Source organism: Nocardioides sp. (genome assembly GCF_036405735.1).
Lineage (GTDB): Bacteria > Actinomycetota > Actinomycetes > Propionibacteriales > Nocardioidaceae > Nocardioides.
Genome location: NZ_DASWXC010000046.1, coordinates 1 through 12,807, shown reverse-complemented (window position 1 = coordinate 12,807; position 12,807 = coordinate 1). Strand labels below are relative to the sequence as shown.

21 protein-coding genes are annotated in these 12,807 nt (G+C 70.4%); 5 read left to right on the top strand and 16 right to left on the bottom strand.

Annotated elements, in window-relative coordinates; translation table 11 throughout:
• Window positions 1-36 precede the first annotated feature (36 nt).
• On the bottom strand, window positions 37-231 hold the full coding sequence (locus VGE38_RS06960) for a hypothetical protein (protein WP_331141806.1): 195 nt from the start codon (window positions 229-231) through the stop codon (window positions 37-39).
• A complete protein-coding gene (locus VGE38_RS06955; protein WP_331141805.1) occupies window positions 231-500 on the bottom strand; it encodes a helix-turn-helix domain-containing protein in 270 nt (89 codons plus the stop codon). Before VGE38_RS06955 ends, VGE38_RS06960 begins: the two co-directional genes overlap by 1 nt.
• A gap of 181 nt (window positions 501-681) precedes the next feature.
• Between VGE38_RS06955 and VGE38_RS06950 the strand changes: the two genes are divergently transcribed.
• From VGE38_RS06950 to VGE38_RS06935, 4 genes are all read left to right on the top strand, one after another.
• Window positions 682-1,125, top strand: a complete 444-nt coding sequence (locus tag VGE38_RS06950) for a helix-turn-helix domain-containing protein (RefSeq protein WP_331141804.1) — start codon at window positions 682-684, stop codon at window positions 1,123-1,125.
• Window positions 1,126-1,228: 103 nt separating this feature from the next.
• The gene (locus VGE38_RS06945; RefSeq protein WP_331141803.1) at window positions 1,229-1,579 is read left to right on the top strand and encodes a hypothetical protein; all 351 of its coding nucleotides are present in this window, start codon (window positions 1,229-1,231) and stop codon (window positions 1,577-1,579) included.
• Window positions 1,576-1,896 (top strand): hypothetical protein, encoded by a 321-nt coding sequence (locus VGE38_RS06940; protein WP_331141802.1) that lies wholly within the window; start codon window positions 1,576-1,578, stop codon window positions 1,894-1,896. Before VGE38_RS06945 ends, VGE38_RS06940 begins: the two co-directional genes overlap by 4 nt.
• On the top strand, window positions 1,893-3,392 hold the full coding sequence (locus VGE38_RS06935; protein WP_331141801.1) for a recombinase family protein: 1,500 nt from the start codon (window positions 1,893-1,895) through the stop codon (window positions 3,390-3,392). Before VGE38_RS06940 ends, VGE38_RS06935 begins: the two co-directional genes overlap by 4 nt.
• A 68-nt stretch (window positions 3,393-3,460) precedes the next feature.
• On the opposite strand, the gene VGE38_RS06930 is transcribed toward VGE38_RS06935, so the two are convergent.
• Both VGE38_RS06930 and VGE38_RS06925 read right to left on the bottom strand, forming a co-directional pair.
• The gene (locus tag VGE38_RS06930; protein ID WP_331141800.1) at window positions 3,461-3,718 is read right to left on the bottom strand and encodes a DUF3263 domain-containing protein; all 258 of its coding nucleotides are present in this window, start codon (window positions 3,716-3,718) and stop codon (window positions 3,461-3,463) included.
• Window positions 3,719-3,748: 30 nt separating this feature from the next.
• Window positions 3,749-3,901, bottom strand: coding sequence for a hypothetical protein (locus VGE38_RS06925; RefSeq protein WP_331141799.1), 153 nt, complete (start codon window positions 3,899-3,901; stop codon window positions 3,749-3,751).
• Window positions 3,902-4,003: 102 nt separating this feature from the next.
• On the opposite strand from VGE38_RS06925, the gene VGE38_RS06920 reads away from it, so the two are divergent.
• Window positions 4,004-5,083, top strand: coding sequence for a GDSL-type esterase/lipase family protein (locus tag VGE38_RS06920; RefSeq protein WP_331141798.1), 1,080 nt, complete (start codon window positions 4,004-4,006; stop codon window positions 5,081-5,083).
• 82 nt (window positions 5,084-5,165) lie between these two features.
• Here VGE38_RS06920 and VGE38_RS06915 read toward each other — a convergent pair whose 3' ends face one another.
• The 12 genes from VGE38_RS06915 to VGE38_RS06860 all read right to left on the bottom strand — a co-directional run.
• A complete protein-coding gene (locus VGE38_RS06915) occupies window positions 5,166-6,074 on the bottom strand; it encodes a tyrosine-type recombinase/integrase (protein WP_331141797.1) in 909 nt (302 codons plus the stop codon).
• A gap of 151 nt (window positions 6,075-6,225) precedes the next feature.
• Window positions 6,226-7,695, bottom strand: coding sequence for an SGNH/GDSL hydrolase family protein (locus VGE38_RS06910; RefSeq protein WP_331141796.1), 1,470 nt, complete (start codon window positions 7,693-7,695; stop codon window positions 6,226-6,228).
• A gap of 42 nt (window positions 7,696-7,737) precedes the next feature.
• Window positions 7,738-8,025 carry a hypothetical protein gene (locus VGE38_RS06905; protein WP_331141795.1) on the bottom strand — a complete coding sequence of 96 codons (288 nt, stop codon included), beginning with the start codon at window positions 8,023-8,025 and terminating at the stop codon, window positions 7,738-7,740.
• The gene (locus VGE38_RS06900; RefSeq protein ID WP_331141794.1) at window positions 8,022-9,911 is read right to left on the bottom strand and encodes a hypothetical protein; all 1,890 of its coding nucleotides are present in this window, start codon (window positions 9,909-9,911) and stop codon (window positions 8,022-8,024) included. Before VGE38_RS06900 ends, VGE38_RS06905 begins: the two co-directional genes overlap by 4 nt.
• Before the next feature lie 9 nt (window positions 9,912-9,920).
• Complete coding sequence (locus VGE38_RS06895) at window positions 9,921-10,373, bottom strand: hypothetical protein (protein ID WP_331141793.1); 453 nt, start codon at window positions 10,371-10,373, stop codon at window positions 9,921-9,923.
• Between the two features lie 4 nt (window positions 10,374-10,377).
• A complete protein-coding gene (locus VGE38_RS06890) occupies window positions 10,378-10,773 on the bottom strand; it encodes a hypothetical protein (protein ID WP_331141792.1) in 396 nt (131 codons plus the stop codon).
• 2 nt (window positions 10,774-10,775) lie between these two features.
• Window positions 10,776-11,072: a hypothetical protein gene (locus tag VGE38_RS06885; protein WP_331141791.1), complete on the bottom strand. Its 297-nt coding sequence runs from the start codon at window positions 11,070-11,072 to the stop codon at window positions 10,776-10,778.
• Between the two features lies 1 nt (window position 11,073).
• Entirely contained in the window at window positions 11,074-11,382 is a 309-nt protein-coding gene (locus VGE38_RS06880; protein WP_331141790.1) for a hypothetical protein, read from the bottom strand.
• A gap of 3 nt (window positions 11,383-11,385) precedes the next feature.
• Window positions 11,386-11,511, bottom strand: coding sequence for a hypothetical protein (locus tag VGE38_RS06875; protein ID WP_331141789.1), 126 nt, complete (start codon window positions 11,509-11,511; stop codon window positions 11,386-11,388).
• 3 nt (window positions 11,512-11,514) lie between these two features.
• A complete protein-coding gene (locus tag VGE38_RS06870) occupies window positions 11,515-12,186 on the bottom strand; it encodes a hypothetical protein (protein ID WP_331141788.1) in 672 nt (223 codons plus the stop codon).
• Window positions 12,183-12,518, bottom strand: a complete 336-nt coding sequence (locus VGE38_RS06865) for a ubiquitination-like system serine protease family protein (protein WP_331141787.1) — start codon at window positions 12,516-12,518, stop codon at window positions 12,183-12,185. Before VGE38_RS06865 ends, VGE38_RS06870 begins: the two co-directional genes overlap by 4 nt.
• Window positions 12,515-12,807, bottom strand: a 293-nt coding sequence (locus VGE38_RS06860; RefSeq protein ID WP_331141786.1) for a hypothetical protein, incomplete at its 5' end; no start/stop codon positions are given. The genes VGE38_RS06860 and VGE38_RS06865, both read right to left, overlap by 4 nt.

Sequence of the window (12,807 nt, the reverse complement as noted above, 5' to 3'; positions counted from 1 at the left end):
GGTGGGGAGCCGGGCCCCCGGCTTGTGCGGGGTGTGTCAGGCGGCGGTGCCGCGGTGGAGCGGCGTGAGGCCGCGGTGCTCGCGGATCCGGTCTTCGAGCTCGTCGACGGACGGCCCGTCAGGTGTCCAGGCCGCCTGGGCCTGCTCGCGGGGCGTCATCTGCTCGCAGGTGGCGAGCGCGTTGGCCAGCGCCGCGGCGGCGAGGTCGACGCCCTGCTCCTCGGTGCGCATCACGCCGACACCAGGTCTGCGGACTGCTGCTGGACGACCAAGGTCGCGGGGTCACGGACGATCGCTTCGACCGGGACGTTGAGCGCGTTCGCGATGCGGTAGAGCGCCTCGAGCGAGGCCTCTTTGCGCTCGTTCTCGATGTTGTCGAGCGTCGAGTAGGACATCAGCGCCTTGGTGGCGAAGGGGCCCGGCTTGAGCCCGTCCTTGATCCGGAACGCCCGGATGGCCGCGCCGTTGTGGCGGGTCACCTTGCTCTTCTTCTCTGCCATGCGGAAGAGACTAGAAGAGGATTTCGGAACTAGCAAGAGGGGATCGGAAGAAAACAGAAAGTCGCAGGTCAGACGGCGTGTCGGCGGCTGCCTTACACGCGTGTTCTTCCGGCTTTCGGGCTTAGAGTCTCTTCAAAGTGCTTCTGGACTCTTCCGGTCTCTTCCTGAGAGGTTCCCCGCTGTGAACTACGACCTGGCAGCACGCCAGCGACTTGGACGTGCGATCCGGGCGGCGCGCATCAGCGCCGGCTTCTCCAACCGCGAGGTGTTCGCCGCGCAGATCGGACGCTCAGCACGTCAAGTGCAGGCGCTCGAGCGAGGCGAATCTGGAGTAGGGCCGGACACGATGGCAGCTGCTGCAGACCTCGTCGGCTGGGAACTCGAGCAGGTGTACGCCTTACTCGAGGGTCGCGAGGAGCCAGGTCCGACGTCACCGTCCCTCACCTCCGTGAGCGATGAGGACCTCGCAGCCGAAGTGCTGCGTCGGATGAAGGCAGGGGGTGAGCACGGTGGAGACACCGCCGCCACCAAGGATCCGGGCTCGGGCCCGGACAACGTGACGCCCTTCGACAAGGGCGAAGAGATACGGCGCTTCCCGGGCCGGGCAGCGCGCTCGACGGACTGACTGTCGTACGCCGTCTCTACGGTCCCGGCGCATGGGGGTACATCCGTGGCGACGATTCCGAGAGCACACCGCGTGGCAGCTAGTCCGCCACTCTGGAGGCGACATGGGCTTCACCGACTTCGACACCTTCGAGGTGTCGCTGCGTGACGACCTCGACTGGGCCGAACGACGATCGACGATCATGCATGAGTGCCTTCATGTTGAGCGGGGTCCCGTCCCGATGGGCCTAGCTCGCAAGGAAGAAATCAAGGTTCGGAAGCTGTCAGCTGCCGAGTTGCTGCCGTCGATCGTCGAGGTCGGCGACGCCCTCATCTGGGCGCAGGGTCATGTCGAGCCGGCGGCGGCCGAGCTGCATGTGGACCTGGCGACGCTGACTGATCGACTCAGGTTCTGCACGACGGGGGAGCGGGAGTACCTGCTCCGACGACTACACGAGGAGGCACCACCCGCATGAGGATCACGTTCATCACCGTCGCGGCCACCGTCGCGCTGCTCGGCGCGTGCTCGGCTCAACCCAGCGAGCCTGACAAGTACGGGGCGCAGGACGTCTGCAAGCAGTTCGTCGAGAAGCGCCTCAAGGCACCGTCGACGGCCGACTACCAGAACACCACGACCACACAGGACGCCAACCAGTGGACAGTGGAGGGAGACGTCGACGCCGAGAACAGTTTCGGTGCGAAGATCCGCAACCACTACGTGTGCGTGGTGAAGCCACGAGACTCCGAGGGCACTAACTGGGAGTTGGTGGACATCCAGATGGGCGAAGGGTGACCCGCCGACCGCTGTCGTCGGTACCCGACCAGCCGCGTCGCGTGCTCGGGGTGATCCGGGTGTCGAAGGAACGCACCGGGATGGTGTCCCCGGAGATTCAGGAGACCGCGATCCGGGACTACTGCGCTGCGCGCGGGTACGTCCTTGCTGACGTCATCGAGGGCCTCGACGAGTCCGGCTCGCAGAAGCGGTCGTCGTGGTGGCGCCGCCTCGACGACGCCGTGGCCGCGGTCGAGGACGGCACGTACGACGGCATCGTGGTGTGGAAATTCTCCCGCGCCGCCCGGCACCGGCTGCGGTGGGCGGTCGCGCTCGACCGCGTCGACGTCGCCGGCGGGGTGCTCGAGTCGGCCACCGAGCAGTTCGACACCACCACCTCGGCGGGCCGGTTCGCGCGCGGCATGGTCGCAGAAATGAACGCCTTCGAGGCCGAGCGCATCGGCGAGGTCTGGAAGGAAGCCCACGGCTCCCGGATTCGGGCGGGGCGACCGCACTCGGGCAAGGCCCGCTTCGGGTACGTCTACGACTCCGCTGACAAGCTGCACAAGCCGCACCCCGAGCAGGGGCCGCTCCTGGCCGACCTCTACCGCCGCTACGTCGCCGGCGAATCCATCGGCCAGCTTGTGCAGTGGCTCAACGTCCGTGGCTGGAGGTCGATGGCCGGCAACCCGTGGTCTGACGCGACGCTGCGCAGGCTCCTGGACAACGGCTTCGCCGCCGGCATGTTCCGCTACCACGACCAGCTGCACCGCGGCGCCCACGAGGCGCTCATCGACGCGAACCTCTGGCAGGCCTACCAGGACGCCCGGGTCGCACGCCGCAAGGTCCCGCCGCGTGCCGAGCACTCCGGCTACCTGCTCTCCGGGTTGGTGCGGTGCGCGCGGTGCGGGTTCGTCATGGTCGCCTACCGCGAGGAGGGGCGCACGAAGTTCGACCGCCGGCGCGGGAAGAAGTACTCCACGAAGGGCGTGCGGCTGTCGTGGCGGTGCAAGCGCTGCCCCGAGGTCGGGAAAGGCCCCGCCGGGTACGTCGCGTCCTGGCGGGTCGAGGCCGAGGTGATGGCCCACGTGCGGGACCTGGTCGACCGGCACGAGCAGCGCATCGACGCCAAGGCCGTCGTCGACTCGCGTCGCACCCTCACTGAGGTCGAGCTCGCGCGGCTGACCCGCGAGGGTGTCCGCCTCGAGGAGGCGCTCGTCCGGCTCGCGGTGTCGCACTCGGAGAACCCGCTGCCCGAGCACGTGTACGCGCGATCGCGTGCTGAGCTCGAGGAGCGGGCGGCGACCGTGAAGCACTCGATCGAGGCGCTCTCGGCACAGCAACGCCGCGGCGCGATCGATGCGATCGCCGCGGCGGAGGTGCTGCTCGAGCGCTGGGAGGAGCTGCCGGTCCAGGCACGGCGTGAGGTCCTCAAGGGGCTGCTCGACTGCGTGCTGGTGCGGACCGGCAAGGAGCCGTGGATGGAGGTCGTGCCGTGGGTCAGCGCCCGCGGCTGAGCGTCAGCCCGCCAACGACTTTAGGCGCTCCTTGACCTGCGTGAACGTCCGCGTAGATCGACGGCGCCTCATGGCTGCATGCTGAGACGCCGAAGGCTGCGCTGGTGGGCCCGCTGGTCACGCAAACGGACCAGTCGGCGCACCAGGAGCGGGTCGTGCTCGAGCGCGGCCGGCTTGTCGATGAGCGCGTTAAGGACCTGGAAGTAGCGGGTGGCCGACCAGTCGAACCGCTCGCGGATGGCCTGCTCCTTCGCGCCGGCGTGCTTCCACCAGCCGCCGCCCTCGAAGTCGAGGATGGCCTTCTCGTCGTCGGTGAGCTTTTGCATGACGAGGACCGTAGGGGAGCGGACTGACAGTCACTCTTTGTCGTCGCCAGAGACCCAGTCAGAGAGCAACTCCCGCACGACGTCGGACACATTCAGGTCCTGCGCCTCTGCCTTCGCCTTCGCGGCGTCCCACAACTTCTCGGGCACGCGCAGCGAGCGCATGACCATCTTCGGCTTCGCCACAGGCGTGACGCTAGCGGACGTATTGACATCAGTGAGGGAGGCCATGGCACCAGTCTCGCAAGCGTATTGACGTCTGTAAAGACAGATGTACATACTAACGTCATGACGTTCTACTCGGGTCCTCGCCGCCGCTTCGCTCTCGCTGTGCTCTTCGTGCTCGGCTTCACTGCCTGCTCCGCTCACCCGTCGCCGGCGCACGCCGCCGAGCCGACCCGCGTGCTGATCGTGGGGGACTCGGTCACCCAGGGCTCCAACGGCGACTTCACGTGGCGCTACTTCGCCTGGCAGGAGCTCGCGGGCGCCGGCCGTGGGGTGGACTTCGTCGGCCCGTACACCGGCACCCACTCCGGGGACCAGCCCGGCCAGGTGTGGGGTGGGTCGTACGCCGACGCCGGGTTCGACCAGGACCACGCCGCGCGGTGGGGGAAGGCCATGTGGGAGCAGGCCTGGTGGCCGTCGGAGCAGGCGCCGTCGATTGCGGAGCTCATGACCGGGGGTGCCGACGTCGTCGTGCTCGCGTTGGGGGTGAACGACCTGCGGTTCAGCGGTGGTGACGTCGCCAGCCTGCGCGCGGACACGGTCGAGGTCGTCAGGCAGATCCGTGCCGTGGATCCGTCGGCCGGCGTCGTGCTGGGGGCGGTGCCGCAGTCCTGGGTGGCCGGGGTGAACGCCTGGAACGCGGCCCTGCCCGGCCTGGCGGCGGAGTTGGCCACCGGTGAGAGCACCGTCGTGGCCACGAACCCGGCCGGCTGGACGCAGGCGGACACCACCGACAACCTGCACCCGAACACCGTGGGGCAGCAGAAGCTCGCCACCACCTTCGTTCAGGCGCTCACCGCGCTCACCGAGCCGACGGCACAAGAGCCCACCCCCGAGCCCACCGCGGTTCCTGTGCCGTCTCTCCAGCAGACGGCCCCGTCGCCTGCCGCGAAGCCTGTCCCGTCGCCGATGGCAAAGCCGGCTGCGCCGCGGGGGATCCGGGCGGTGCAGCGCGGCGCGCGGATCCGGGTGGCGTGGCGGGCGGCCGCGGGCGCGGAGTCGTACGCGGTGCGTTGTGGCAGGTCGGTGAAGACGGTCGGTGGCACGCGCGCGGTCCTCCGCGTCCGGTCGGCGTCGTGCAAGGTGCGTGCTACGAACGCGGCAGGCTCGAGTGTGTGGGAACGGACGCGCGTTCGGGCCTGAAGGCCCTTCAGTTCCACAAGGCCCCGGTGACATCACGAAGCGCCCCACCCTCCAGCGCGAGGGTGGGGCGCTGTCGCAACTGTCAGGCGCCGCCGGCGATGAATGCGGCGACGGTGTGGTTGGCGTGCCGGTCGAGCTGCCCGCGCGCACGGTCGTAGCGGGTGGTGGTGCGCGGGTCGGAGTGCCGGGCTGCGATCTGTACGTCGCGGAGGGGCACGCCGGCGTCGAGGGCCGCGGTGACGTAGGAGTGGCGGAGCAGGTGGGGCCAGACGTGGCGGGTGATGCCGGCCGCGTTGGCGATCACCTGGACGCGGCGCGCGGCGGCCTTGCGGTGCATCGGGGTGATGCCGTCGGTCATGCGGAGCAGGTGGCCGGTGCGGCCCTCAGCGGCGCGGTCGAGCTCGCGGAACACGGCGGGCGGGATGGGGATGGTGGCGGGCTTGCCGCCCTTCCCGACCAGGCGGAGGACGCGGTGGCCGCGCTCGTAGTCGGAGAAGTCGCCGACCTGCACGCCGCACGCTTCAGAGACGCGGAGGCCGCACAGCCCGAGGAGGGTCGCGAGGGCGGAGTGGTCCGGGGTGAGGCCGCGGGCGGCGAGCACGAACGCGGCGAGCTCGTTGCGGGTGAGCCCCGCGATGCGGGTGTCGTCGACGTACACCTTCGGCATCCGGACGTACTCGGCCGGGCTGACGGGGATGACCTGGTCGACGGCGAGGAGGCGGTAGAACATCTTCAGGGTGGTGAGCCATCCGGCGACGGAGCCGGGGCCGTTGTGGCGGTCGTCCTCGAGGTGGCGTGCGAAGAGCTCGAGGTGCGAGCGGGTGATGCCGGTGATGGGGTCGAGGTCGTGCTGCTCGCACCACTGGAGGTAGAGCCGCATCCGGATGCCGTAGAGCTCCCGGGTGGGTCCGGCGTAGCGGGCGAGGAACATCGCGGCGTAGAGGTGTGCCTGCTTGGTCGGCAGAGGGGTCGCGAGGGTAGCGTCGTGCATGGTCACTGCTCCTGGTGCTTCAGGTGTGGTGGCAAGGCCCCGTCCGCGATTGCCGTCGCTGGCGGGGCCGCTGTGTGCCCGGACCAACGAAAGTACGCCCCGGCCCCTCACCGAAGCAAGGGGCCGGGGCGGGGCCTTCCGGGCTGATAGGTCAGCGGCGCATGGTGGCGTTGTCGAACCTCACGGCCGCGTTGGTGCCGTGACGGAGGCCAGCGCGTGTGCCCGACAGGGAGGTGGAGTCCCAGGTCGAGAGGTACGGCACGCCGTCGAGCCACGCCATGACCGCATCCGAGGTGCAGTTGAGCTGGATCTGACAGGCGTTTCCGGTGATCGGGACTGAGGCGGCCGACTTGAGCAGGGTGAGCGAGCCACCGGAGCCGAGGCGGTAGAGCCGGAAGTCGGTGTTGCCGCCGTTGGGGTAGACCCCGGCGACGTAGCCTGCGTTCGCGGTGCCGTCGTTGCGGCACACGATCGCGCCGTCAGCGACACCGGAGGCCCACGTCAGGTCGACGGTGAGGCTCTGGCCGGTGCCGCCCGAGTCCACGACCAGCATGGAGTTGGCGGTGTCGGTGGACGAGTACGCCGTCCCGTCTGCGGTCCACGTGCCGCCGCCGATGGTGCTCCACTCGCCGCCGATGACACCGAAGGTGTAGGCGAAGATCAGCGTTCCCGCGGGCGGCAGAGGGTCGACGCCCATGATGCGGTTGGCGATTGCCGAGGCCACGTCTGCGGCGGCTCCGGTGGTGTAGTGCAGGCCGTCCGAGGGCAGCCATGACTTGTAGCGGAGCACCTCGTAGGTGTCGGCCACGCGGATGCCGAGGGTTGCGGCGCGGGTCTTCACGGCTCGGATCGCGGCGACGAAGTTGCGGTGCGTGGCGTCGGTGAAGTCGGTGCTCAGGCCGGGGAAGAGGGTGGCGAAGCCGGGGTGGAACAGGGCTCCGGTGACAATGACGGGCTCGGCTCCGGCGAGGCGCGCCAGGGCGGCCATGCGGAAGATGTTGGTAACCGTCTGGTCCGTGGTCAGGGCTGCGGTGGCCTTGACGTCGTTGACCGAGACCTCGATCAGCACGACGTTCGGGCGGTGTGTGGCGAGCAGCGCAGGGAGGGCGGCGAGCATCTGGGCGGTGTTGTCGCCGGACACGCCGCCGTTGGTGAGCCCGACCGTGACGGAGAGGGTGCCGCCGAGCGCGCCGGCCGTGACGGTGGGGTAGTTGTCTGTCGATGGCGTGGTGGTGCCGACGCCTGCCGCCTGTGACGAGCCGGACGCCAGCAGGGAGTAGCGCGGCCCGAGCTCGGCGTCAACGATGTCGGGGACCGCTGCGGCAATCGTGGCCGAAAGGGCCGCCTGCGTGAGGGGGCCGACCCCGCCCGTGTTCTTGACGAGCGCCTCGACGGTCGCGTCAACTGGGCCGGCGATCGCGACCGCACCGTCGCGCGCCGCCTGAGCATCCGCGACCGCCTGGGCGAGGTCGCCGAGCAGGTCGGATGGCTCCGCACCCTCGACGAGCACGTCGAGCAGCAGCCGCGCGTTCGGCGGCAGTTCGACGGCAGGTCCGCCCTCGACGGCACGACCGTCGACCATCAGGAGAGCCGAGAGGAGCTGGGCGGTGGTGTAGGCCATGGGGATCCGTTCTGTGAGGCGGAACGTGGTCGAGATGGTGGGCTACTGGAGGACCTCGTTGAAGAGGAAGACGTCCTCCCCGCCGTCAACTACCAGGCGGAAGCCCCAGAGGCCGCGCGGCACGCTCACGAGGGGGACGTCGATGTCCCGGAACGTCGCCCCGTCCTCCCGGTCTGGGATCGGCGCGACCGGGGTCGCCCACGAAGCAGTGATCTCGACTTCGTCGCCATCGCTGTTCCGTGCCATGACGATCGACGGGAGAGCGAGGGTGCCGCCCTCGTTGTCGATGACGGGAACAGTGCGGGTGCTGTCGTCGCCGGCGTTCGTCACAAGGGGCCTCCGATGGTGTAGCGGCCGGCGCGGGCCGGGCCGGCGGTGGGGTTGGGCGCTGCTGGGGCGCCTGGGCTGATGCCGGCTGCAGGGGTGGCCGCTGCTGTGACGTAGCGAGCCGGCCGGGGCTGGCCGACGACCAGGGCCATCGGTGTCGGTGGTGCGCCCGGGGTGGCGACCGCGACGTCGACGGTGGCCAGCTGCTCGAGTTGCAGGCGGGCGGTGGTGAGTGCCCGGATCGCGAGGTCTGCGGTGGCGATCGCCTCGAGCTGCACCCGGCCAGCGGTTGCGCGCCGGGCACTGGTGTCCGCGGACGTGGTTGTCTCGGCGGCCGTGCGTGGCCGGCTGGTGCGTCTGGCCGCCTGGTCGCTCGTCGACGTCGTCTCGCTGGTGCCGCGGATCTGCTGTCCGGTCGTCGAGGGGGTCGTCGAGTCGGTGGTCGTGGTGGTCTCGGACGTGGAGCGGATCCGCGCGGCGCCGGTGCGTACGCCGGCGGCCGCGTCGGAGGTCGCGGTGGTCTCCGTCGCAGCCCGGGCGCGAGCCACTGTCCGGGTGCTGGCGTCTGCCGACGACGTGCTCTCGGCGGCCGCGCGGGCTGCGGCGGTGGTCCTGGTGACGGCGTCCGCCGTGGTGGTGGACTCGGTGGTGCCGCGCACGATCTGCCCGGTGGTGGCCGGTGTTGTGGAGTCCGACGTCGACGTGGTCTCGGCGGCCGCCCTGGTGCGCGCCACAGTCCGGCCGCTCGTGTCGCCCGTCGACGTCGTCTCCGTTGCTGTGCGGGACCGGGACGTGGTCCTGGCGGTCTGATCGGCGGTCGTGGTCGACTCTGCTGCAGCCCGAGCCTGTGTGTGCGTGCGGGCGGTCGCGTCCGACGTTGACGTCGACTCGCTTGTGGAGCGGTTGATGATCCGAGTGACGGCGGCCGCCGTGGCGTCGACGGTCGTGGTCGTCTCGACGGTCGCGCGGGGCCGGCTGCTGGTCCTCGCGATGGCATCCGCAGTTGTGGTGGACTCGCTCGCGCTCCTGGCGCGTGCCACGACGCTGCCGCTGGTGTCGACCGTGCCGGTGCTCTCCGCGGCTGCACGGGGCAGCGAGAGGGTCCTGGCGGTCGAATCGGCCGTGGTCGTCGACTCGCTCGTGCCGCGCGGGTACGACGTGCCGCTCGAGACGTTGCCGCCTGGGACCTCGAGGGCGACCAGCGACCAGGTCTGGCCGGCGGCGCCGGTGCGCTCGCCGAGCCGCTGCGGGCCAGCAAGAGGAGCGACCTGGCGGAGGTAGTGTGCAACGTAGTTGCCGGTCGATCGGTCGTGGTCGAGCTGCACGGTGGCGCCGGCGTAGTAGGTGGTGGTGCCGGGAGTGACGGCGGCCCAGTCGCCGATGGCCCATGTGAGGCCCGCCTGGTCGAGGCTTGTGCTGAGGAGATGGAAGTCGGGCAGCCCGGAGCCGACGAGCTCGAGGACGCGCTGGGTGCCGTCGAAGGTGTCGGCGCCGCGGTGGGCTTCTACGACCGCGCTCTTGTGCTGCGTGACGGTGGTGCTGCCGGTGTCGACGGTGATCGCGCCGGCGACGGTGACCCGCGAGCTTGTCCAGATCTCCGCCTGGGTGCGGCTGGCGGTGAAGACTTGCGCTCGGCGCGACCAGACGAGGCCGCCGCCGGATGGGTCTGCCCAGGTGCCGGAGGCGGTTCCGCCCTCTCGGACGCGCTTGAGGACGATCTGGTCGTCGACCGCGAGCGCGACCGTGGTGATGCTGAGCGCCGCAGTCTGTGCGGTGGTGGTGCTCGCGGTCTTCTCGTCGACGAGGGTGGCGGCGGCTCGGGTCGCCGAGGGGGTGCGCGGTGGCTTCCCCTGGTGCTTGCGGGCGTGGAGCAGCATCGTGTCGCTCATGCCACTGGCCTAAAGGTCGTGGATGGCGAAGATGAACGCCCCGAAGGCGTCGTTGGCGGTGGCGTTGTTCGGGCCGCCGTACTTCAGGCCGGTCGACGCGACGAGGGTCTCCACGCCGTACGCCGCGTCGAGGGTGATGCTGTTGCCAGGGGTGAGGCCGGTGATCGGGATCATGGCCACCACAGTCAGCATCGACGTCGCAGCCGCGTTGCCCTGCAGGAGGCCTGCCGCGCTCGCTCGAGCTCGCACCGTGCTGCCCTCGAGCGCGCCCAGCAGAATCTGGGGGAACGTCGCCGCGCCATGCAGTGTGCCCTGCAGCTCGACCCAAACCCGCCCACTGGCCGGGATGGTGACGGTGAGCCGCAGGTTCGTGGTGTCGATCGCGGTCATCGCCAGCGCCGCCGTCGTCGCCTTGCTGACGGCGGTCGCCGGGTCGTACGCGATCGCGCCGAGGACGCTCATGCGCTCAGCTGATCGTGACGGTGTCGGTCAGCACGAGGCTGTCGCCACTCGCGGCCATGACAGCGGTCGGGCTGACCAGGGCCTCGTAGACCAGCGTGCCGCCGACCGCGAACTGGTCGAAGATCCCGCGCTTGGCGATCGTCACGGGGAGGCTGTCGGTGCCGTTGGCGGTGAACGTCGACGTCACGGTGAACGTCGCGGTGCCGGTGGTGTGGGCGTAGACGCCGGTCTGCCGCACGAGGCCACCGCCGGCGGTGGTGATCTCGCCGGTCAGCGAGGTGTCACCGGCCGCGGGAGCGGTGCTGTTCGCGGTGATCGCGACGAACTTGGCCACCGCGGTGGCGCTGGCGGCGCCGGCGATCTGCTTGGCCACGAAGTCGCGGCCGGCATTGGTCAGCATGGTCAGTTCTCCTCGAGGTCGCGGATCTCGATGCCGCCGTAGTGGCCGGCGATCAGGGTGGCCAGGGCCGGGTCGTCGGACGCCACCCACGCCGGCGGCGGGGTCTCGCCCTTGACCTGGTGGACGTGAGAGGCCCAGACGCCGCCGGCGTCGGTGATCGCGAGGAAGGCCTGCGCGAGGGTGTAGTCCTCGGGGATCTCGATCGTGGTGGCGCGCTTGCCCTTGGGGAGGGCCTCGAAGGTCTGGCCGTTGTCGAGGCTCTGGTGGGCGTGGCGGTTGCCCAGGACGACGAGGCTCATCTCAGTCCTCCTGGCCGTAGTGCTTGGGCAGCGGGGTGAGGGCCACGTTCACGGGCGTGCCAGTCGCGACGCTGGCTGCCGGGCCGGCGATCGGCATCTGCGTGTCCGGGGGCCGCTGGACGATGACCTCGGCTGCCGGGGTCACGAACCACCGGAGTGCGAAGAACACCGCACCGGCGAGGGTCGTGAGCGACCCCGTCTGCGCTGGCGTGAGCTCGAGGACGCCGAAGGCCACGAGCACGCCGTAGAGGGCAGTGCCGAGGCCGACGATAGCGACGGGATTGCGCGCGATGCGCTGCAGCAGGGTCATCGTCTACTCCTTGGGGTTGAGGGGCGAGTGCCCCAAGACGGCTTGGGTGAAGAACTCGATCGGTCGGCGGGTGAGGGCGAAGCCCAGGCAGCGGGCCGTGAACCAGGCGGCCTCGAGGTGGCGCCTCATGGATCAGGCCGCCTTCGGCCACACGACGCGGGCGCCGTGGGCGTTGTGGCCGTCGATGGTCAGGTTGAGCGTCCAGCGGTCGGTGACGATCACGCGCCGGCGTTCGGGGGCCCACGCCTTGGCCTTGTCGATCCCGGCGTCGGTGACCGTCTTCTCGCCGCGCACGATGGTCGGCCAGCCGCGGTGCGTGTTCGTGTCAGCCAGCCAGACGCCGGCGTGGTGCTCCTTCGCGCGCGTCCGGAGCGCCTGGCGTACGTCGCGGCGCCGCTCCTCGAGCTGCTCGCGGATCTCGTCGGTCACACCGACGGGGAGGCGCGGCAGATGGGTGTTCAGGACCGCCGGCGCGAAGTGCTTGCCCAGCTGGATCACGGCCTCGGTGACCACCCGGTTCGGGGTGAACTTCGCGAGGCCCTTGCAGGCCGGCTCAAGGTGGACGGAGAACAGGGCGAGGTGGTGCGGCACGAGGATCGGGACCGCGGTGTGGTCGCCGATGACGTGATGGGTGAGCCGGACCCGCTGCTGGATGAGGTCCATCTCTTCGGGGGCGTCGGCCTCGTCGATCTCCTGCAGCGCGTAGACGGCGCGCCTGCCGCCCCGCTCGAGCAGCGCGTCGAAGTTGCGGAGGAACTCGGCCTCGCTCACGTTGCGGCCCAGGTTGGCCTGCACGAGCCTCATGCCGACCACTCCGGCAGGTCGACGGTCTGCCCGGCGAGGACGTGCGTGCAGTCGCCGAGGAACTGGATCCGCCCGTCGGTCACGTACGAGTGGCAGACGATCGGCGCGCCAGGCGCGACGCCGGCGTGGCTCGGCTTGCGGAATCCGGAGCCCTCATCCCACTGCACGCCGCTCACGAGTACGGAGGGCGAGAAGGTCGGGCGCTCGAGGTCGCCGTTGAACGTCCACGTTCCGACGGAGATCCGGTGATTGTCGTCGCAGCCAGGGCATCGGAAGATCACCAGCTCGGCGCCGCCGGCACTGTCGCGGGCAAGCGTGGCGCGCGCGGTCACTGGCCCAGACCCTTCAGCCGGTCGCGCAGCTTCTTCAGCCGCCCGCGGATGCTCTTGGCCTGCCGCTGCGCCGCCTCGAGCTCGGCCCGCTGCTCGGCGATGCGCGCCTCGAGCGCCGCCCGGTGCTGGTCGTTGCGGAGCGCCTGCTCGGTGTAGCGGACGTCGCCGACCCAGCCCGGGTCGAGGTCGGGGCCGTTGCCCTTCAGCCCGTCGCGGTGGTTGAGGTAGGCGGTCACCTGCGCGGCGGCCGCCGGCGCGAGGTCGGGGTGCCCGATCAGCACGGCGTGGA